Source organism: Lelliottia nimipressuralis, from assembly GCF_041464075.1.
In the GTDB taxonomy this organism is placed as follows: Bacteria; Pseudomonadota; Gammaproteobacteria; order Enterobacterales; family Enterobacteriaceae; genus Enterobacter; species Enterobacter nimipressuralis.
This window is the reverse complement of sequence record NZ_CP167172.1, coordinates 2,794,768-2,816,282: the sequence shown is the minus strand read 5'-3', so window position 1 is coordinate 2,816,282 and position 21,515 is coordinate 2,794,768. Positions and strand designations below refer to the sequence as shown.

At 53.5% G+C, this 21,515-nt stretch carries 16 protein-coding genes; 6 read left to right on the top strand and 10 right to left on the bottom strand.

Features of this window, described 5'->3' with window-relative positions:
* Positions 1–11: 11 nt before the first annotated feature.
* Genes fliI through fliF form a run of 4 tightly spaced genes read right to left on the bottom strand, consistent with a single transcriptional unit; the run spans position 12 to position 4,752 of the window.
* Positions 12–1,382 carry a flagellar protein export ATPase FliI gene (fliI, locus tag ACB496_RS13535; RefSeq protein ID WP_100779696.1) on the bottom strand — a complete coding sequence of 457 codons (1,371 nt, stop codon included), beginning with the start codon at positions 1,380–1,382 and terminating at the stop codon, positions 12–14.
* Positions 1,382–2,089 carry a flagellar assembly protein FliH gene (fliH, locus tag ACB496_RS13530; protein WP_100779697.1) on the bottom strand — a complete coding sequence of 236 codons (708 nt, stop codon included), beginning with the start codon at positions 2,087–2,089 and terminating at the stop codon, positions 1,382–1,384. Before fliH ends, fliI begins: the two co-directional genes overlap by 1 nt.
* Positions 2,082–3,077: a flagellar motor switch protein FliG gene (fliG, locus tag ACB496_RS13525; protein WP_100779698.1), complete on the bottom strand. Its 996-nt coding sequence runs from the start codon at positions 3,075–3,077 to the stop codon at positions 2,082–2,084. The genes fliH and fliG overlap by 8 nt, the downstream gene beginning before the upstream one ends.
* Positions 3,070–4,752 (bottom strand): flagellar basal-body MS-ring/collar protein FliF, encoded by a 1,683-nt coding sequence (fliF, locus tag ACB496_RS13520; RefSeq protein WP_100779699.1) that lies wholly within the window; start codon positions 4,750–4,752, stop codon positions 3,070–3,072. Before fliF ends, fliG begins: the two co-directional genes overlap by 8 nt.
* Positions 4,753–4,980: 228 nt before the next feature.
* Here fliF and fliE point away from each other — a divergent pair, with 228 nt between their 5' ends.
* Positions 4,981–5,295 carry a flagellar hook-basal body complex protein FliE gene (gene fliE, locus ACB496_RS13515; RefSeq protein WP_100779700.1) on the top strand — a complete coding sequence of 105 codons (315 nt, stop codon included), beginning with the start codon at positions 4,981–4,983 and terminating at the stop codon, positions 5,293–5,295.
* Between the two features lie 279 nt (positions 5,296–5,574).
* Here the strand turns inward: fliE and ACB496_RS13510 are convergent, their stop codons facing one another.
* Complete coding sequence (locus ACB496_RS13510) at positions 5,575–6,162, bottom strand: DapH/DapD/GlmU-related protein (RefSeq protein WP_371972840.1); 588 nt, start codon at positions 6,160–6,162, stop codon at positions 5,575–5,577.
* Between the two features lie 210 nt (positions 6,163–6,372).
* Here ACB496_RS13510 and yedD point away from each other — a divergent pair, with 210 nt between their 5' ends.
* A complete protein-coding gene (gene yedD, locus ACB496_RS13505) occupies positions 6,373–6,786 on the top strand; it encodes a lipoprotein YedD (protein ID WP_123427523.1) in 414 nt (137 codons plus the stop codon).
* Positions 6,787–6,831: 45 nt separating this feature from the next.
* Here yedD and amyA read toward each other — a convergent pair whose 3' ends face one another.
* The 4 genes from amyA to fliD form a co-directional block, all read right to left on the bottom strand.
* Positions 6,832–8,319 (bottom strand): alpha-amylase, encoded by a 1,488-nt coding sequence (gene amyA, locus ACB496_RS13500; RefSeq protein ID WP_371972839.1) that lies wholly within the window; start codon positions 8,317–8,319, stop codon positions 6,832–6,834.
* A 101-nt stretch (positions 8,320–8,420) separates the two neighbouring features.
* Positions 8,421–8,780, bottom strand: coding sequence for a flagella biosynthesis regulatory protein FliT (gene fliT / locus ACB496_RS13495; protein ID WP_102104022.1), 360 nt, complete (start codon positions 8,778–8,780; stop codon positions 8,421–8,423).
* Positions 8,780–9,190: a flagellar export chaperone FliS gene (gene fliS / locus ACB496_RS13490; RefSeq protein ID WP_102104021.1), complete on the bottom strand. Its 411-nt coding sequence runs from the start codon at positions 9,188–9,190 to the stop codon at positions 8,780–8,782. Before fliS ends, fliT begins: the two co-directional genes overlap by 1 nt.
* Before the next feature lie 24 nt (positions 9,191–9,214).
* Complete coding sequence (gene fliD, locus ACB496_RS13485; protein WP_123427527.1) at positions 9,215–10,618, bottom strand: flagellar filament capping protein FliD; 1,404 nt, start codon at positions 10,616–10,618, stop codon at positions 9,215–9,217.
* Between the two features lie 239 nt (positions 10,619–10,857).
* On the opposite strand from fliD, the gene ACB496_RS13480 reads away from it, so the two are divergent.
* From ACB496_RS13480 to ACB496_RS13465, 4 genes are all read left to right on the top strand, one after another.
* Entirely contained in the window at positions 10,858–11,763 is a 906-nt protein-coding gene (locus ACB496_RS13480) for a flagellin (protein WP_102104019.1), read from the top strand.
* 182 nt (positions 11,764–11,945) lie between these two features.
* On the top strand, positions 11,946–12,851 hold the full coding sequence (locus ACB496_RS13475) for a flagellin (RefSeq protein ID WP_102104018.1): 906 nt from the start codon (positions 11,946–11,948) through the stop codon (positions 12,849–12,851).
* Between the two features lie 183 nt (positions 12,852–13,034).
* Complete coding sequence (locus ACB496_RS13470; protein ID WP_102104017.1) at positions 13,035–13,937, top strand: flagellin; 903 nt, start codon at positions 13,035–13,037, stop codon at positions 13,935–13,937.
* 173 nt (positions 13,938–14,110) lie between these two features.
* Positions 14,111–17,752 carry a glycosyltransferase gene (locus ACB496_RS13465; RefSeq protein ID WP_371972838.1) on the top strand — a complete coding sequence of 1,214 codons (3,642 nt, stop codon included), beginning with the start codon at positions 14,111–14,113 and terminating at the stop codon, positions 17,750–17,752.
* A gap of 38 nt (positions 17,753–17,790) precedes the next feature.
* On the opposite strand, the gene ACB496_RS13460 is transcribed toward ACB496_RS13465, so the two are convergent.
* Positions 17,791–21,345 (bottom strand): glycosyltransferase, encoded by a 3,555-nt coding sequence (locus tag ACB496_RS13460; protein ID WP_371972837.1) that lies wholly within the window; start codon positions 21,343–21,345, stop codon positions 17,791–17,793.
* Between the last annotated feature and the right edge of the window lie 170 nt (positions 21,346–21,515).

Genomic DNA, 21,515 nt, shown 5'->3' with positions numbered 1-21,515 from the left:
CTCCACCTGTGTTACACCTGCGGGAATATCAGTTCCAGAGCCTGGATTGAGTCTTCCCAGTCGGCGCGTTCAAAAATACCTTGTTGCAAGAACGCTTCCAGTTGCGGCCAAAGCGTAATCGCTTTGTCCAGCATCGGGTCGCTGCCTTTGGCATATGCCCCCACGCTCACCAGATCGCGGTTGCGCTGGAAGCTTGAGAGCAGTTGTTTAAAGTTACGCACGCGGGCGTAATGTTTTTCGCTAATCAGCGCGGTCATCGCACGGCTGATCGACGCTTCAATATCAATCGCCGGATAGTGGCCCGCTTCGGCCAGACGACGCGAGAGCACGATGTGACCGTCGAGGATGGCACGCGCCGAGTCGGCAATCGGGTCCTGCTGGTCGTCGCCTTCGGTCAGAACCGTGTAAAACGCCGTCACCGAGCCGCCGCCGCTAATGCCGTTACCCGCGCGTTCAACCAGCGCAGGCAGTTTGGCAAACACCGAAGGCGGATAGCCTTTGGTCGCCGGTGGTTCGCCGATCGCCAGCGCGATCTCACGCTGCGCCATCGCGTAGCGGGTGAGGGAGTCCATAATCAGCAGCACGTGCTGGCCGCGATCGCGGAAATCCTCGGCAATACGGGTGGCGTACGCCGCGCCCTGCATACGCAGCAGCGGAGAGACATCTGCCGGTGCGGCGATGACCACGGAACGTGCGCGGCCTTCGGCACCGAGAATGTTCTCGATAAAATCTTTTACTTCGCGGCCACGCTCGCCAATCAGCCCGACGACAATCACGTCGGCCTGGGTGTAGCGCGCCATCATCCCGAGCAGCACCGATTTACCGACGCCGGAACCGGCGAACAGGCCCATACGCTGGCCGCGACCGACCGTGAGCAGGGCGTTGATCGGGCGCACGCCCGTATCCAGCACGTGTTCAATGGCGGTACGTTGCAGCGGGTTAAACGGCTGGGTGATCAGCGCACCGGTTTCGGTGGTGTCCGGGGCGGGCAGGCCGTCGAGTGGTTTACCTGCGCCGTCGAGGACACGGCCTAACAGCGCCGGACCGAGCGGCAATTGCTTGCCGCTGTGCAGCCCGTCGCCGGCATTATTTTTCGCGTAGACGCGCGCGCCGGGCAGAATGCCTTCCACCTCTTCCAGCGGCATCAAAAACAGTCGCTGGCCATTAAAACCGACGACTTCGCTTTCCACTTCGCGCGTTTCATTGGCGTCCTGACGTTCAATCACGCAGGTCGCGCCGAGAGGCAACTGCAAGCCGGTGGCTTCCAGCACCAGCCCGGTTGCGCGGGTCAGACGCCCGTAACGACGAACCGATGGCAGTTGCGCCATCTTGGTTTCAAAATTGTCGAGCGTGTTGAGCCAGCGCGTGAGACGGGCGGTCATCAGACAACTCCCGGTGCAGCCAGGCGGCACAGTTCCTGCCAGCGCGTGGCGACGCTGGCATCCAGATCGCCTTCGTCGGCAGAGACTTTACAGCCGCCGTGATGTAACGACGGATCGCCGCGCAGACGCCAGCCGTGCAGGCTCAGTGTCGCGCCCAGCATCTCTTCGACACGCTGGAGATCGTCAGGATGTACGCGCAACTGAGGTTTACCGCTGAACAGCGGCTCCTGCTGGAGCAGACCCTGGATCTGTTTTATCAGCGCCGAGTTATCCACCACCGGCGTATGCCCGATAACCTGACGTGCCGCTTCCAGCGCCATCTGCATCAGGCGTGAGGCGATCACGCTATCCAGCGCGTCGAGGGTGTTCTGAAATTCGCTCACCAGCTGCTGCATCCGGGCATGGATCGGCGCCTGCTGCTGGCGAGACTGCTCAAGACCTTGCTCCAGGCCCTGCGCTTTGCCTTCTTCATAGCCCTGCTGGTGGCCCTGATGGCGACCTTCGCTCAGACCGGCGTTATAGCCTTGCTCATGCGCCTGCATTTGCAGCTGCGCCAGCATCTGCGCACGCTGCTCTTCTTCGCTCAGCTCTGGCGCCTCTTCGTCTGGCTCTTCCGTGAGGGAAGGGGCCAGCGCGGGCATAAACTCCGTCATCGGAGGGGCCAGATCGTCAGGAGTCCAGCGCTTCCACGGCAGCTCCTTAGACATACGCATCGTCTCCGCTGCCAATCACCATCTCGCCGGTTTCGGCCAGACGACGAACGATAAGCAGGATCGCTTTCTGCTCGTTTTCCACCTGAGACAGACGAACCGGGCCACGGTTGGCAAGGTCGTCGCGCAGGATATCTGCCGCACGCTGGGACATGTTGCGCAGGAATTTCTCGCGCAGCGGCTGCTCGGCACCTTTGAGGGCGATAAGCAGGGATTCGGAATCCACTTCCTGGAGCAGGCGCTGAACGCTGCGATCGTCGACCTCGACCAGGTTTTCGAACAGGAACATCTCGTCGATAATTTTCTGTGCCAGCTCGCCGTCGAATTCGCGAACGGCGGTAATAACGGCTTCTTCCTGCTGGGTTTTCATCAGGTTGATGATTTCCGCTGCAGTTCTCACGCCGCCCATTTTGCTGCGCTTGAGGTTCTGGCCGTCGAGCAGGCTGTTCAGCACTTCGGTCAGTTCCGCCAGCGCGGCCGGCTGGACACCCCCGAAGGTGGCGATACGCAGCATCACGTCGTGACGCAGGCGCTCGTCGAACAGGGCCAGAATATCTGCCGCCTGACCACGTTTGAGGTGGACCAGAATGGTAGCGATAATCTGCGGGTGCTCGTCGCGAATCAGGTCGGCGGCGCTCTGCGGTTCCATAAAGTTGAGCGTTTCGATGCCGCTGGCGGTATCGCGCGTCTCGAGAATGTCTTCCAGCAGGCTGGCAGCACGCTCCTCGCCCAGGGCTTTGACCAGGACGGAACGCAGGTAGTCGTTGGCGTTGACGTTGAGGGCAGCAAACTGTTCTGCTTCCTGCTCAAACTCCGCCAGCACTTCCGTCAGCTGTTTGTTAGAGATCTGACGCACGTTCGCCATCGCCGCACTGAGCAACTGCACTTCACGCTGGGAGAGGTGTTTGAACACCTCTGCCGCACGGTCTTCACCGATGGTCATCAGCAGGATGACGCTTTTATCTTTACCGCTTAGATTACTCATCTTCGTTACCCATCCACTGGCGAATCACCAGCGCGACGACGCGTGGATCGTTATCGGACATTTCGCGAATACGCTGGCTCATGACCTCAGCGCCCATGCGCTGGTTGGCACGGCGTTGCTGCATCTGCTCGTCTTTGCTCAGGCGAACTTCAACGGCATCTTCCGTTTCCTGACGCGAATTCATGCTTTCTTGTGCGGCTTTCAGCTGCTCTGCGCGACGGTTGAGCTGTGGACGAATACCTTTACGCCACAGCAGCCACGCCACAATCAGTACCAGTAACCAGCGTCCTGCAGACATCAGCTGATCGATAAACGACTGCTGTTGCCAGAACGGCAGCTCGCCACCTGTTTCGTCGGTCGCCGTGAACGGAGAGTTCACTACGTTCAGGGTGTCACCGCGTTTCTCGGAGTAGCCCATGGCTTCGCGGGTCAGGTCTTCGATCTGCTTCATCTGATCGGTGGTCAGCGGCAGCGGTTTTCCGTCCGGCAGCGTTTTGTAGTTCACCACCACGGCAACGGAGAGACGCTGTACATCGCCCACGTTCATTTTGGTGTGGCGAATGGTACGGTCGACTTCGTAGTTGGTGGTCTCGTTACGGCTGGAGTTACGTGGACCCGTGCTGGCCGCCGTCGAGGTGGTCTGCTGTGCATTATTCTGCTGACCGTTCTGCTGATTCGCCGGAGGCGTCGAAATTGGCGCCGCGTTAGCCGGGGCAGGGGTATTCGAGAGCGCACCCGGTACGCCGCCCGGATTCTGGCCGCCAATCTGCTCGGTGGTGTTCAGCTGACGGGAACGCATCACCGCTTGAGCCGCATCGCCGTTCGGGCTGTACTGCTCTTCCGTCTGCTCTTTATTGGCAAAATCGATCTGTGCAGTAACCTGCGCGTGGACGTTGCCGGTGCCAACGATAGGACCGAGGATCGCTTCGATACGGCGCTGGACGCGGCCTTCCACGTCGGTTGCATACTTCAGCTGGGCGTCGTTCAGGTCACGGCTGCTGGTATTGGACTGGGTCAGCAGATGGCCACCCTGATCGACCACGGTCACGTTACCCGGCGGCAAACCGGCTACGGCGCTGGAGACCAGATGGGTAATGGCGCTGATCTGTCCTTCGTCCAGCGCTCGGCCGGGTTCGAGAGTGGCGGTTACCGAGGCGGTCGGCGATTTTTGCTCGCGCACGAAGAGGGACGGTTTTGGCATCGCCAGGTGTACACGGGCCGTTTTAACCGGGCCGAGCGTTTCGATGGTGCGGGCCAGCTCACCCTCCAGCGCACGCTGGTAGTTGATCTGCTCGCTGAACTGGCTGATACCGAACTTTTCCTGATCCAGCAGTTCGAAACCGACGGCGCCACCTTTCGGCAGACCTTGCTGGGCCAGACGTAAACGCAGTTCGTGGACTTTGTCCGCAGGAACTTCCAGGGCGCCGCCGTTATCGGCGAAGCGATAAGGGATGTTCATCTGGGTCAGTTGGGTGACGATAGCCCCGCCGTCCTGATCGGACAGGTTACTATAAAGGGTGCGATAGTCCGGGCTTTTCGCCCACAGGACCATCGCCACGAGAATCGCAATAGCGGCAGCGCCTGCCACGATCAACGGGATTTTAGGGTTCGCGCGCAGGCGGTTCATCCACTCGAGCGATTTATTTTGCGGTGCTGCCGATGCTGTCGCAGTCATAGCGCACCTCGTGGCTCGTTGTGGATAACGTTATTCGTGTAGTGAAACAAAACTGACTCCCGGGTCGGCAAACACGACAAAAGGTCCATATTGATGGCCCTGCCATTATTTGATGATTCGGGATTTTCTATTCGTCAAATAACCTGGTTTTTTAACGCTATTTACCGCCATTATCTCATTGACAAGGTGCTAGTCTTGACCCCGTAAAAAACCATCCAGGGGAGAGTCATGGCAATACAAGGCATTGAAGGGGTGATCAGCCAGTTGCAGGCAACGGCGATGACAGCCCGTAATCAGGACGTTACGGACACACAATCGACGGTCAGCTTTGCAGGGCAGCTGCACGCCGCTCTCGATCGCATCAGCGACACGCAAAACGCGGCACGCGCGCAGGCAGAGAAGTTCTCCCTCGGCGAACCCGGTGTGGCGCTGAACGACGTGATGACCGATTTGCAAAAATCATCGGTCTCTTTGCAGATGGGTATTCAGGTGCGTAATAAGCTGGTTTCGGCTTATCAGGAAATGATGTCGATGCAGGTTTAGGTTTTTAACCTGTTAAGTACGTCTTCTTAATTTCATCAGATCCAAATGTTGGGCATGGGCGGGGTAAATATGTCTATCTTCCCATGCCAGAAAGAAGAGAGTGCAATAATGCACACCCTGGTAACGTCCAATAACCGCATTCATTTTATCTACTGGTGATATTTCACCTGTCGGTAGCAAACTTGTGGATATTGTCAGTTAATCACATATAGCCCTTTGGGCGGTTGCATCGCAGTGCTGAGCCTGTAAAGCAGCTAATCAACCTGCCGAGAGAAACCCTTAAGTCTTTTCTCTAAGTTTCACTTCGAGTTCAAGCAGTGTCATTTTTCGTTTTTTTAGACGTCTGGCGGGTGATCCAAAATAGACTGACCATGCCTCCGCATTTTTAGAGACCAGTGAATTTGCACCCACTGCGCAACCCTCGCCGAGCGTAACCCCAGGCAAAATAATACTTTGCGAACCAACAATGGCATGTTTACCGATCTGAACGGGCGCGCGTATGACACCGGTAAACTCCTGCGGGACAGTGGGGTTGGTCATCACGGAGCCATCATAATTGTCGCTGGTGGTGTAGATTTTAACGCCCTGGGATAGCCCGCTAAAGTCCTGCAGCGCCACGCCTGCGCCCGCGAAAATCGCGCTGTAACCTCCGATATGCACCCAGGAACCGATGTGTAAAAAGCCGGGGGCGGCGGCGATAATGGTGCTGAAACCGTCGATACGAACATTATCGCCAATGCAGATATTTTCTAATCCAATGAGGGTGCAGTTTTTTGCAATGAGGACGTTTTTTCCTACAGAGCCGATGCCGAAGTCCTTAAGTTCATTCTCATTGTAGTAGCCAGGATCGAAGGGATTTTGGCGCAAGATGAAGTTCTCCAGTGGGTATTCGGTGGCATGTAAAAATTGTCAGTCTGAGCATAACCGCTTAAGGAATCAAACAATCGCATGAGCAGGCGGGAGGGTTCATCGTTGATTGCGCATTTACCCATGTGACACGACTTCAGAGAGCAGAAAGTCTGGCGACATCATGCCTTTAATGCCACAATCTTTTTTTCTTCGCAGGCAGGAAAGATGATGAAAAAAATGATCATGGCTGGCGCGTTGCTGGCATTAACGGGATGTGTGCAGGTTGATAATTATCAGGACGTGATTAAGCATCCTGTTCCCTCAGATCTGGCGGGCTACTGGCAGACCAAAGGGCCGCAAAGCAAAATGGTGAGTCCGGAAGCGATCGCCACGCTGGTAGTGACAGAGCAGGGCGATACCCTGGATTGCCGACAGTGGCAGCGCGTGATTGCGGTGCCGGGTAAAATCATGCTGCGTTCAGATGATTATTACAACGTCACCAGCAAGCTGGATATCTATCCGCTCGAACGCGATGGCAACACGCTGGAATATGATGGAATGGAGTTGCAGCGCGTCGACCGTCCAACGGTGGAGTGCGCAGATTACCTGACCAAAAATCCGCTTGAGAGCCAGGTGAAGTGAGTGTTTGCCGGGTAAGCGAGAGCGCCACCCGGCAAACCATCCCCGTTACAACACATCCTCCATCACCCAGATACTTACGCTGCCGCCATTGCAGGTGAATGTCCCTTCGCCGGCGGCGCTGGTGGTGATCGTCTCTTCGCGATTGCCGAGGAAATCTTTCCAGTTCTTGTTGCCGTAATTATCCCCAAGATTAATTACTTTTTCGCCGTCGTCTCCGTTGGAAAGCACCACGACGCAGCCCGGATCCTCATCCGTCCCGCTGCGGCTGAACGCAATGCAGTTAGGATGATCGAACCACAATGTCTGCACGCCGTGGGCGAAACGCTGGCGGGCCAGGATCAGCTCGTGAAGCTGTTCGATTACTGGCATGTCGATGTGGTAGGTTTCGCCGTCGCCGCCGGTGTCGTCGTAGCTCGCCCCGAAGAGATCCGGATAGAACACGCTCGGTACGCCGTTTTCGCGCAGTAAAATCAGCGCGTAGGCCAGCGGTTTAAACCAGGCTTCGACCGGCGCTTCCAGGGCCTGCAACGGCTGAGTGTCATGGTTGGCCACAAGCGTGACGGCATGGAACGGGTCGGCTTCAACCAGCGTACCGGTGAAGATCTGGCTCATGTCATAGTCGCGGCCCTGGCGGGACGCTTCATGGAATTTCATCTGCAGCGGAGCGTCGAACAGCATGGTTTTGCCCTCCACCTGATCGATATAGTGCTGCAGTTTGTCGACTTCGTGGGACCAGTATTCGGCCACGATAAACAGCGGTTTGGGGGCCACTTCCTGGACGTGTTCGATCCACTCTTTATAGAACCAGGCCGGAATGTGCTTCACCGCGTCGAGACGAAAACCGTCGCATTGGGTTTGCTCCATCACCCAGCGCGCCCAGTATTTTATCTCTTCCGTCACGGCGTGATTGCGGAAATCGATGTTTTCGCCCATCAGATAATCGAAATTCCCCATCTCATCATCGACCTGATCGTTCCAGCCTTCGCCGGTGTAATCATTGACGATCTTAAAGATGCTGTCCTCGTTGGGGTTTTCGATATGGTCGATACCGCTGAAGCATTTGTAGTCCCAGATAAACTCGGAATACTGCCCGGCACGAACGGGGAAGGTGTAGCGGGTCCAGGCTTCGCATTCGATGATTTCATCGTCAATCTGGGTGCGATCCTGCTCGTTCACACGCTGCACGCGGATTGACTCTTTCTCATCCGCGCCCATTTTGTGGTTCACCACCACGTCCAGCAGCACCGCGATCTCATTGCTTTTTAAAGCATTGATGGCTTCTAGCAGCTGGGCTTTATCACCGTATTTGGTGGCGATGGACCCTTTCTGGTCAAACTCACCGAGATCGAAAAGATCGTAAGAGTCGTATCCGACGGAATACCCGCCCGATGCGCCTTTGTAAGCCGGAGGCAGCCAAATCATGTTGATGCCGATCTCGTTGAGATTGGGTGCCAGTGCAGTGACTTCCTGCCACAGCTCACCGCCTGTGGGGTAATACCAGTGAAAACATTGTAATAGAGTGGGGTTTTTCATCTTCCGTGCTCCAGAATGAGGACACAGAGAGTATGGTCGAGAAGAAAAGAATTAGCGGGTGAAATACGAAATTTCATTCACCCGCCAGGGCCACCGTCAATCTAGAGATCGTTGGGGAAAAGGATATTGCCTGATAGACGTCCATAGGTCGCATTAAGATTATGTTGTCGGGAGGTTTGCCCAACCAGAGCTTTTAACTCTTCCATACGCTGATGCAATAACGCTTTGAGTTCCACCTCATTGCTGAGGATCTGTTTCAGAATAGGGCGAATTTGTGCCTGAAGCTGGGGCGCAATTTCGCTTGCATCCTGGTAACGGGTAAGTTTTTCTACGGCCGAAAGGTAATCGACTTCGTAAGCAATAAGTTCATCCCAACGCCCAGATTTTGTCAGCACCAGCATCGCGGTGCTGGTGGCTAACAACTGCTGATAATGCTGGAGCAACCCGAGATTGGCATCCATTAGTAATTGTCCCGCACGTTTTGAGAATGTGGGCCTATCTCTTTCCAGGCGTCAGCGATGTTATTCAGTAACTCCACCACTTCATTGATGGCATTAATGTCATTATGAAGATTGGCCTGTAAAAGGCGCCTTGTCATATAGTCGTAAAGACTATCAAGGTTTGTCGCCAGTTCTCCGCCAACTTCATGGTTGATCCCGGACTGCAAACCGTTACTGATAATATTAATTGCTTTGCTCAGCGCCTGCCCTTTACCGGGAATATCCCCTTGCTCAATCAGTATCATGGCTTTTTTCATGGCGCTTAACGCGCCATCAAAAAGGAGTACCACTAACTGATGCGGGCTGGCGCTCAGGACGGCGCTCTCCACGCCAACCTGGGCATATGCCTGAATCCCCGATTTTGTATACATGGTAAAACCTCAACTCATCATTGATTAACTGTTCATGGCGTTGAACTGTTGAGTCAGATAGCTACCGGTGGAATCCATCTGAGAAACAAGCTGGCTCAAGCTGGTAAATTGCGTTTTATAACGTGCCATGGTGGCGGTAATTTGGTCGTTGACGCGATCGTATTGATCCGAAAGCTGTTTCAACGTTTTGTTAATGCCGTCGGTGGCGTTTTTAACGGAACCGTCGGTACCTAAGATACTTTTCAGCAAGTTGCTGGTTTCGGTCGCGAAGCCCGTTGTCTTGCCATCACCCGACAGGAACGAAATCACATCGGCCGATTTCTCGGTGAGCGCTTTATTCAGCTTTGTGCTATCAACGGTCAATTTACCGGTGATGTCCTGTGTAATCCCCAACTGAGACAGAGTGGCTAAATCGCCGCTACCCTGAGGCGCAGAGAGTTTTGAACGCAGCTGAGTCTGAATACTGCGCAGCGTACCATCGCCCAACAGATCGCCGTTGCTGGTGTCCTGCGCGCCATTACCCTGATCAACCTTGGTATATTTCGTCTGGTTACCAATGGTGGTTTGCAGCGAGTTATACGCGTCCACAAAAGCCTGAACCGCGTCGAGCATCGGCTGGTTATCTTTCACCACCGTCAGCGTTTCTGGGCTGCCTTTATTGGTTTTGGTCAGGTTCAGCGTTACGCCTTCTGGCGCATCGGTAATGGTGTTGCTGCTACGGGTAATTTCAATCCCGTTAATTTTTACGACCGCATCGGAAGCCGCAACCTGCTCGGTCATGACATTGCTTGATCCTGCCGGATCGTAGCTCACGTATTTAGCCAGTTCAGCGTCATCCGTGGTGACGGTCATTTTATTCGTCGTGCCGCTATCACGAGACGTCAGTGCCAGATAATAGCTGTTGTCGTCTGCTTTAATAATACTGGCGGTCACGCTGCCCTGTTTGGCGTTAATCGCGTCACGCACATCAGAAAGGCTGGTTTTATCGCTAGCCAGTGTGACGGTCAGCGGATCTTTCTGGCCTGGCTGAGTGATCGTGATCGTGCGCGAACTCATGCTGCTGTCGCCAAGATCGGTATCTTTGCTGGCCACTTTCGGGCTGAGCAAAGACTGTGAAGCGGCTAAAGAACTGACTTCAACTGAATAGGTGCCCGCTGTTGCGCTAGTGGAAAGCGTGGCGCTAAATGCCGAGTTGGTGGTGGACACCTTTGCCTGAGCAATAGCCGAGGTATTTTTTAACGCGTCAGAAGCCGTCTGTAATTTGGTTAACGAAGCCTGAACCACGTTCCACGCAGTGAGTTTTGCTTTATAAGAGGTTTGCTGCGTAGTAATCGGTGTCAGTTTGGTCTGCTCAGCAGTCTGTAAATTGTCATACAACGTACTGAGTCCCAGATTGGTACCTGCGCCGAGCGAACTGATACTTGCCATAACACTTCATCCTTTATTGAGACAATCACTGGATGGTCTATCGGCAGAAACGCAAAAAAGATTAGCGTTAATTTAAAAAAACAATGCGCAAATAAAGGAGGCAAATAATGGGTAGTTTGCGCCTTTAAAAAAATGATCTTTTTTCTAAAGGTTGAGAAAGCGGTGTCGATAATCACATTGACGGCGAGAAAGCCGTAGGCAGACGCCTAAATCTGACAACTAATTCAAAGGAATACACTATGGCTGTTATTAATACTAACACCCTTTCTCTGATGACTCAGAACAACCTGAGCAAATCCCAGTCATCTCTGGGCACCGCCATTGAGCGTCTGTCCTCCGGCCTGCGTATCAACAGCGCAAAAGACGATGCTGCGGGTCAGGCGATTGCTAACCGTTTCACCTCTAACATCAACGGTCTGGGTGTTGCTGCACGTAACGCCAACGACGGTATCTCTCTGGCACAGACCGCTGAAGGCGCGCTGGGCGAGATCAACAACAACTTGCAGCGTATCCGTGACCTGACCGTTCAGGCGCAGAACAGCTCTAACTCTGCATCTGACATCGACTCCATCCAGGCTGAAGTTAACCAGCGTATGGAAGAAATTAACCGCGTTACCACGCAGACCGACTTCAACGGCATCAAAGTGCTGAACACCGGTACCGGTTCAAGCAGCTACAGCTTCCAGGTAGGCTCTAAAGATAACGAAACTATCGCTATCAACCTGACCAGCTCTGACAGCTTCAACCTGTACAACGCCACTGGCGCAACCTTTGATACCTCTGGTCAGACAATTAACGGTACTGCACGTACCACCAAAGCTGAAGGCTTTGACGTGCTGAGCGGTACAGTGAACTCTACCGGTGGCGTAGATGGCGGCCCACTGGCAGACATCGATGCGGCAATCAAATCTGTTGATAACCAGCGCAGCCTGCTGGGTGCGTCTCAGAACCGTTTCGAGTCCACCATCACCAACCTGAACAACACCGTAAACAACCTGTCTGCTGCGCGCAGCCGTATTCAGGATTCTGATTACGCAACGGAAGTGTCCAACATGTCTCGTTCGCAGATCCTGCAACAGGCTGGTTCTTCTGTTCTGGCCCAGGCCAACCAGGTTCCGCAGACCATGCTGTCTCTGCTGCGTTAATACCCTTATTGATGCAAAAAAAGCGCCGCTTGTCGGCGCTTTTTTCTTTTAGAATCAAATCAAAAACAATAAATAGTTTTAAAACCTAAAGTTTAAAAATGTGGTGTCGATAATCTTTATACAGGCGATGAAGCCGTTGGCACTATGCCAAGCACATGACTCAATTTTGAAGGATACTTACCATGGCTGTGATTAATACCAACACCCTTTCTCTGATGACTCAAAACAACCTGAGCAAATCACAGTCTTCTTTAGGGACTGCAATCGAGCGTCTGTCTTCTGGTCTGCGCATCAACAGCGCAAAAGACGATGCTGCAGGTCAGGCGATTGCTAACCGTTTCACCTCTAACATCAACGGTCTGGGTGTTGCTGCACGTAACGCCAACGACGGTATCTCTCTGGCACAAACCGCTGAAGGCGCGCTGGGCGAGATCAACAACAACTTGCAGCGTATCCGTGACCTGACCGTTCAGGCACAGAACAGCTCTAACTCTGCATCTGACATCGACTCCATCCAGGCTGAAGTTAACCAGCGTATGGAAGAAATTAACCGCGTTACCACGCAGACCGACTTCAACGGCATCAAAGTGCTGAACACCGGTACCGGTTCTAGCAGCTACAGCTTCCAGGTAGGCTCTAAAGATAACGAAACTATCGCTATCAACCTGACCAGCTCTGACAGCTTCAACCTGTACAACGCCACTGGCGCAACCTTTGATACCTCTGGTCAGACAATTAACGGTACTGCACGTACCACCAAAGCTGAAGGCTTTGACGTACTGAGCGGCACTGTTGACGCTTCCGGTGCGGTAGATGGTAGCCCGCTGGCAGACATCGATGCGGCAATCAAATCTGTTGATAACCAGCGCAGCCTGCTGGGTGCATCTCAGAACCGTTTCGAGTCCACCATCACCAACCTGAACAACACCGTAAACAACTTGTCTGCAGCGCGCAGCCGTATTCAGGATTCTGACTACGCAACGGAAGTGTCCAACATGTCTCGTGCGCAGATCCTGCAACAGGCTGGCTCTTCCGTTCTGGCCCAGGCCAACCAGGTTCCGCAGACCATGCTGTCCCTGCTGCGTTAATACCCTTATTGATGCAAAAAAAGCGCCGCTTGTCGGCGCTTTTTTCTTTTAGAATCAATCAACAAGCATTAAATATTTTTAAAATCTCTAAAGTTTAAAAACCTGTTGTCGATAATGTTTATGTAGGCGATGAAGCCACTGGCGGCATGCCAAACCCATGACTCACTTTGAAGGATACTTACCATGGCTGTGATTAATACTAACACCCTGTCGCTGACGACTCAGAACAACCTGAGCAAATCTCAGTCTTCTCTGGGTACCGCAATCGAGCGTCTGTCTTCTGGTCTGCGCATCAACAGCGCAAAAGACGATGCCGCTGGTCAGGCAATCGCGAACCGTTTCACCTCTAACATCAACGGCCTGGGTGTTGCTGCACGTAACGCCAACGACGGTATCTCCCTCGCGCAGACCGCTGAAGGCGCGCTGGGCGAAATCAACAACAACTTGCAGCGTATCCGTGACCTGACCGTTCAGGCACAGAACAGCTCTAACTCTGCATCTGACATCGACTCCATCCAGGCTGAAGTTAACCAGCGTATGGAAGAAGTTAACCGTGTTACTCAGCAGACTGACTTCAACGGCATCAAAGTGCTGAACACCGGTACCGGTTCAAGCAGCTACAGCTTCCAGGTTGGCTCTAAAGATAACGAAACTATCGCTATCACCCTGAGCAGCTCTGACAGCTACAACCTGTTCAGCACCGCAGGCGCAACTGGCGCAACTGGCGGCATGGTGAACGGCAATGCCCGTACTACTTCTGCTGAAGGTTTCGACGTACTGAGCGGTACCGTCACTTCTGGTGGTACTACCGATGGTAGCCCGCTGGCAGACATCGATGCGGCAATCAAATCTGTTGATAACCAGCGTAGCCTGCTGGGTGCGTCTCAGAACCGTTTCGAGTCCACCATCACCAACCTGAACAACACCGTAAACAACCTGTCTGCAGCGCGTAGCCGTATTCAGGATTCTGATTACGCAACGGAAGTGTCCAACATGTCTCGTTCGCAGATCCTGCAACAGGCTGGCTCTTCTGTTCTGGCTCAGGCCAACCAGGTTCCGCAGACCATGCTGTCCCTGCTGCGTTAATTTTCAGACGCGATTCAAAGGCATCTTCGGATGCCTTTTTTTTGCAATCGAAAGAGATAGCCGCTTTTCTGCCAGCTGTTTTTCGCCTCACATTCCCTCCGGTCACGCACAATAACCTGTTTTCATTTCTGTCTTCTGAACGTTGTGACGTGCAGGCATAAAAAGGAACCAGGATGCAAAGTTACTTACTCAGTGTTGATAAATTCGACGCTTATACCCCTTATACCGTTGAGGTTCTCGACCTGGTCGATTTCTGGTTGTCACAAGGCGCTCGAATTGATCTGTGCACACAATCCGCCGGCAAGGCAATGAAGAGCAAGCTCGATGAGCTGAACACGACAGGGCGTTTTCGTGTCATTACCGAAGACGAGGGTGACATTGATCCGGCTTATGACAGAATCATTATCTGGCGCGGCTTCTTTAGCCAGAAGCTGATGGCCGGGCTGCAGGCGCAGCGTCTGAGCGGCCCGCTGGTCTTCCGCCATTTCAGCGATTATAACGATCTCTATATTCCCTACGGTGTGCAGCTTGAGAATGAGTTGGCCTCTCTGACCTTGGGCCTCTCCGAACTGACCTGCGAACAGCTCAAACTGACCGGGATCCTTGAAGATCAGCTGGCGCTAATGCCCTGGCTCGTTCCCGCACGTTTTATTGACTACCCGAGCGCAACGCGCCCGCCCGAATTAAAACAGGCCTTGTACGTGGCGCCTGAAATGACTGCAGAGGTGTATGAACTTCAGCAGAAGGCAGCGGAGAAGGGCATCACGCTGCACTGGCTGGATGAGAAACAGCAGCTAAACCTCGTTGAACCCGAGTGGTTATCGCAGTATGACGCGGTTATTGGCAACGAGTCTTTGGCTACCAAAACGCTGGCACTGGGTATCCCGCTCTTCTTGGCCGTTAATGGCTATGTGGATGATTACCTTAACGCCGATAACATGGCCGCGCATGAGCATAACCATTTTAGCGGTATGTCACTGCGCAACTGCCCGGACAGTGAAGAATGGCTGTCACTGCTGCAAACGGGTTATCCGTCAGCGGCACGCTGGGCGCGAGACAACCGCGCGCAATGTGCGCAAAAGTGGGGCGTTGAAGCGGTGATGGGGCGCATTTTTGCGCACCCCCTGGCTGTAAAATCACCCGTATTAGATGAAAAATCATCTTATGCCCTGACCTTGCACAGAAAAGCACTCCTCGCGCATCAGTCACTGAAATACTCTATCAGCCGCTGGCTGGAAGACCGGAAAATCAGCCCGGCCCGCCGGGAAGCGCTTTTGGCTATATCCGGTGATGTTCCGGCTGCTGCACGTCTCGGCGTGGTAGTGATTTCACGCGATGGGGATGCACAGGCCTGCGAGCGAACCATGGCCTCTCTGTCAGCGCAATCTCTTCCGGCCTTGAGTGTGGATGTCATTGATGAGGCGGAAGGCCTGAATTCACTGTTGAGTGAGCGAGACGCCGACGCACTGCTGGTGATTCCCGCCGGTTTTACTCTGATTGACGATGCGCTGCTGCACTTCGCGGCCCATCGCGTTAAAAACCAGACGGCGTTAGCCCTCTATTGCGATGAGATGATGGTCTCGCCCAATGAAGAGCCGCGCCTGACGCTTCGTCCGGGCACCAATATCGATCTTCTGCGGGCAACGCCTTATACCGGGCAAACCTGGCTTATCAACCGCGAGGCCGCGCTGCAGGTGGGCGGAATTCAGGGGCATTTTCAGGAGATGGCGTTGGTTGATCTTGTCTGGCGCTTTGTCGAAGCGGCGGGACCGGGTGCAATTGACAGGGTGGCTGAAGTCCTGGTTTCAACGGATCGGTTGCCTAAAACGTGGCAAAACGCTGCGGGAGTCATGGCTGAGCACAAGCAGATTGTCACAGAGCATCTTGCGCGTCTGGGCATTGCAGCCACCGTTGAGGAGGGGGAGACTTCCGTTGCGCGCATTCGCTATCAGTGGGTGGAGAAGCCACTGATCTCGGTAATCATCCCGACGCGCGACCACGTAGCCTTGCTGCGTCGGTGCATTGAAAGCCTGATGGAGAAAACCCGCTACGCGCATTATGAACTGCTAATTGTCGACAATCAGTCTGTGGACGCGGATGCGTGCGATTTCCTCCAGCAGCTTGAACGGCTGGGTCTCGATCAAGTTCGGATTCTGCGTCACGATGCGCCGTTTAACTTTGCACAAATCAACAATCTGGCTTCGCAGTATGCACGCGGCGAGATCCTGGTTTTCCTCAATAACGACTGTGAAATTATTGATAGCGACTGGCTGGATGCCATGGTTGAACATGCCCTGCGCCCGGAAATCGCGATGGTCGGTGCGCGTCTGGAATATGCGGATGGTCGCATACAGCACGGGGGGTATCTCGCCGGTGTTCAGCAGGGGGTTGGGGTCGCTTTTGAGGGCGCTGAAGGCGAGAGCGCTGGTTTTGAAAACTACCTCAAAACGCCGCACAACCTGAGTGCCGTGAGCGCCTCCTGCATGATGGTGAGAAAAGAGGTGTTCTTCGCGCTCAATGGCTTCACAGAGGAGAAATTCCCGCTCTATTTTGCGGACGTGGATCTCTGTTTACGCGCGCAGTCTCTGGGATATCTTAATGTCTGGACACCTTATGCCCGAGTCAAACATATGGGTGGGGCCACCCGTTTACTCAGCCAGAAGTTCCACGTTCAGGAGCGCCCGTTAGGAGGCGATTACGCAAGGCTCAATCAGGAGTGGGGTCAACGATTACTGGCCGATCCGTCGTACCATCCGCTGCTGCAAAAATCAGGAGCACCTTTCACCCTGAGTGAGAGCACGGCGCGTTTCCACGAACCGCTGCCGGGTCGTCCATTACCTGTGGTGCTCGCGCATCATATTAACTGGCAGGGCAATGGACACCATCGCGTGTTACAACCGTTCAAGGCCATGGAACGTCATACGCTGCTCGAAGGAGGGCTGATAAATTCCGTACCTGGGCTAATGGAAGTGGCGCAACTCCAGCCGGATGTGGTGCTGCTCGAGCTTCCTACGGGAAGTCGTTTCCCGGATGTGATGCAGCAGATGCGCAGTCTCTCTGGTGCGAAAATCGTCGTTGAATATGATGATTACCTCCTGAACCTGCCAATGAAAAATGGCAATAACAGCAAGTTCCCGCAGCACATGGTTAAGAGCCTGCGTAAAATTATGGACAATGCCGACTGGGTTGTGGTGTCGACGGAACCGCTGGCAGAAGCGTATAGCCGGTTCCACTCTGATATTCGTATTGCGCAAAACCGTCTGGCGCCAGACCAGTGGGGACATTTGCAAAGTCAGCGCGGCACTGGCAAGAAGATCCGCGTAGGTTGGGCGGGAGGAAGTTCGCATGCGGGCGATCTGGAGATCCTGTTGCCGATCATTAAAGCGCTGGAGAATGAGGTCGAGTGGGTGTTTATGGGCATGAAACCTAAACATGTCCGCTGTGAGTTCCACCCAGGCGTGCCATTCGAAATGTATCCAGAAAAACTGGCGAGCCTGAATCTGGATTTGGCACTGGTGCCCCTTGAAGTGAACCACTTCAATGAGTGTAAGAGCAACCTGAGGCTTCTGGAGATTGGCACCTGCGGCGTACCGATTATTGCCACTGATTTAGTGCCGTATCGCTGCGGTCTGCCCGTGACGCTGGTAGAAAACCGCTTTAAAAACTGGATGAGCGCGATTCGGGCGCACATCAATGATGCGCAGTACCTGGCCTCCCAGGGGGATGCACTGCGTGAAGCTATTCATCGAGACTGGTATCTGCGTGGTCAGGGGCTTGATGACTGGCGTGAAGCCTGGTTGAGAGATCAGAAGTAACAAAAAAGGCACCCGTAAGGGTGCCTTTTGTTTAAGCGTCAGGGTAGCCAGTCACCCAAGAACGTTTCCAAATCATCTCGCCGCAACATTCCCTTGCGTTGAACCTGATCCCTTAACCCATCTCCGGCATTCTCGCATGCCTGCGGGTCCTCCAGGTAGGCTGAGATCGCCTCAAGCCAGGCATTCGTGGTGTTTTTCACGCGAGTGACAAGATACTCATTACGCATACTGACATTATCACTGCAAATGACCGGATAACCGCATGCGCCGAACTCCAGCAAACGAATGACGCTGCGATGGCGGTTGTACTGATTATCTGCAAGCGGTTCAAGAACCAGATCAAGATTCAAGGACGCCAGCTTTTGCGGGTAGTGTTCCACATTCACGGCTGCGTGATATTCAGAAACATGAGATCTCAGCGACGGCGGGCAGTATCCCATCAGAACCCATTCCACCCGGTCGGATAATTGCACGATGACTTTATGAATGATTTCAAGATCCGCACTATTTTCGCCATCGCATACCCAGCCAACGCGTGGCTTGTGACCATGTCTGCGTTCAATCACCAGATTCCCCCACTGTGCAGACGATACACGAGGCTCGATGAAACGAACGTCGTGATGCCACGATGCACAGGTTTCTGCCAGCATTGCTGAACTGACAATCAGGCGATCCGTATGACGCAGAGTTGCCTGCAGGGCCGCCGTGATTTCCGCAGGCAACGTGTCACGCAGAAGGGATTTTGCCGGTAGGGCAGGCAGATAATTATCCAGCGTAAAGACGGTGAACTGAGATGTCGCTTTACGCAGGCGCGCCAGCCATTCCTGCGCTGCGGGTGTGATCGTTTCCTGCAAGATCAGACTTGCAGGGGAGATGCGCGCCATTTCACCGATAGAAGGCGGAACGAAGGGGAGCAACGTCTCGGCGATGGCTTGATCGTGGAGTGACGTCAGCCGATCGAGGAAGTGTCGCTGGTGGTGATGCGTCCGCTCGGCGGTGATCGCAAGGAGTGTCGGCAGTGGATTCCAGTGCAAGGGTTTCCAGGTTCCCGGCGCATCGACCTGCAGCTGAAAACCGGCGTTATTCAGGGATAAATTAGGGTTGTAAGCCGGATCGTTGGCAATCACCGGTAGCCATTTCTGATACATGGCATCTTGCTCACCCGTAAATCGCTGACGCTTTTTCTCCTGAGTCGCTTTGTCCACGGATTTCTGGCTGACACTGCCCTCATGCATCACGATGGAGTAGGGTGTCCAGACGGTCAGATAGCCCGCTTCACGCACCTTCAGACAGAAATCAACATCGTTGTAGGAGACGCGGAACTGATCCTCGTCCAGTCCACCGACCTGCTCGTAAACCGATTTTCGCACCAGAAGGCAGGCGGCTGTCACCACGTTGTAGTTTTGATCGCAGTGCAGACGGTTCATATAACCGGATTTTTCGCTGCTGCTGTCAATAAACGGATGGTCCGCCGGGCCGCGCAACCCCATTACCACGCCCGCATGCTGAATATTCCCGGTTGGATATAACAATTTAGCGCCGGTAATGCCCACTTCTGGGCGTAATCCATGATTGAGCAGATGGTCCAGCCAGTTATTCTCAATTACCCCGGTGTCGTTATTCAGCAATACCAGATACTCCCCACGCGCCTCACGAGCGGCCATGTTGTTGATTGCGGAGTAGTTAAACGGATGCGGGTAACGTAAAACACGAATACGTTGTGGATCAATAGTGGAAATACCGTTGAGCCATTCAAGCGCTTCGGGCGTCTCGCTGTTGTTATCGACGATCAGCACTTCATAATTCGGATATCGCGTTTTTTCCAAAAGCGTAGTGACGCAGTGAACCAGCACCGGTAATTGATCTTTGGTTGGGATAATAATAGAGACCAGCGGCTGCTGGTCGTGATGATAACGTAATGCGTAAATGCCTGGTCGCGGGGATTCTACCTCCCCCTGAGAATAACCGCGTTGAATAAGATGATGACGCAGTATATTTTTTTCTTCCTCAATAGCGACGTTGAGCTGGCTATGAGCCACGACCAAAGGTTCAGGAATATGTCCTGCAAACTGAATCCCTTTTTGCTCGATCAGGCGCACGATATAGTCAAATTGCCATGCCTGACGGTACGTCTTATTAAAGCCACCGAGGGAGAGTAGCGTGGTGCGTTTAAAGATCCAGTGGCGCGCCATTTCAGAGGGGTTGCTGAGCAGCAAATCGAGGTTAAAGTCCGGGCGCAGGGTGGTACTGGTGATTCGGCTGCCGTCGAAATTCACTTCATCGCAATAAACAGCATCACAGCCTGAAGCCCCCTCAAGGGCCAAATCGAAGGATAACAATCCGCTGGCCAGCAGCTGTTCGCCTGCGTCAAGCACCATAACCCAGTCGTGTGGGCTGGTGTCGAGATAATCATTGATACGGGCAACGGTGTTAAACACGGTGGCGTCTATGGCGGTCGCCGGGAAGCGGCTTTGAGAAACCATATTGCCGACCACAACAGGGTGAACTGTCAGCCCAAAACCCTGCCAGGCTGCCACGCTTTCCAGGGTCCGATCAAGAGCATCGGCTCGTCCCGTGTCACGGATCAAGATACAAAGTGATTGGCTAACCGCTCGTGATGCCTGGTACGTGGAGGCCAGTTCTCTGTGCTGCGGAAGTAACGTTCTGCTCTCAAGCCACTGAGCAATTTGCGTGCTCTGGTAATCCAGCGCGCGGTTATGCATCGCCTGGCGTAGTGCCTGCACAAGATTCACCTGATGCCACTCTTCAGGCGAGGATGTCGCGGCAATCAAAACGTGCTGATTCTCCTCTTTCGACCCCTTGTACCACCCCAGTTTTTTAATGAGCTGCGGCATCAAGGAATACGTTCTGGCGACCTGTTCCTGCTGTGATTTTGCCATCTGGCTGGTTTGGCCCGCCGAAATTCTGAATGAGGAAAGCGGTTCGCTGATAAAGGCAAGATCGCCTTTGCGCAATAGTTTGATCATCAATGCGACATCGGCAAAATAGGGCATCTCTTCATGATCGATATTAAATAACTGGTCACCTAAGGCCAGAAGATCGTCGCGATAACAGAGGAAAACACTCGGCTCACCAATAAAATTAACCTGGTAATCGCAGAGGAAAGAGATGAGGTCATTTCCGTTGAGGAGCGTATCACCACTGAAAGGGAATGCCGTTGCAACAATGTCAGGTAAGATATTTCCAGACTCATCAATACGCGTACGGCGTGAAGAGGCTAATACACAGTTCTTATTATCCTCCAGTGCTTTCACTAAGCGCGAGATACAGTTTGGAGCAATAAGATCATCGTCATACAAAAATTTGACGTATTTCCCTTTTGCATGACTCAAGCAGTGAAGAACGTTTCCCATCTCCAGTAAGCGATCGGCATTTTTATGATAAATAATGGGCTTCTTTAGGTGTGGCGATGCTTTCGCGCACGTCACTCGGATAGCGTCATTATCACTGTCATCACAGACGATAATTTCAATGTTCGGCCAGTCTTGTTCAATGGCGCTTTGCAGAGCCTGTTCGAAAAAATCGGCTTTGTAAGCCGGGATAAGAATGCTGACTAATTCATGCTGAGACATATTATTTCTCGTTGTGATTATCATTTCTTCGATGAGATATGCGCGTTTCTAATGCGGGGGCCGTACTTCCCTGAGAGGCCAAAATGTTGAGATGAGTCAGGATTGTCAGCGATGATGAGTTCCCGCACTGGGAGTTTTGCTCATTTTAGCGATGCTGTACCGCTCTCCAT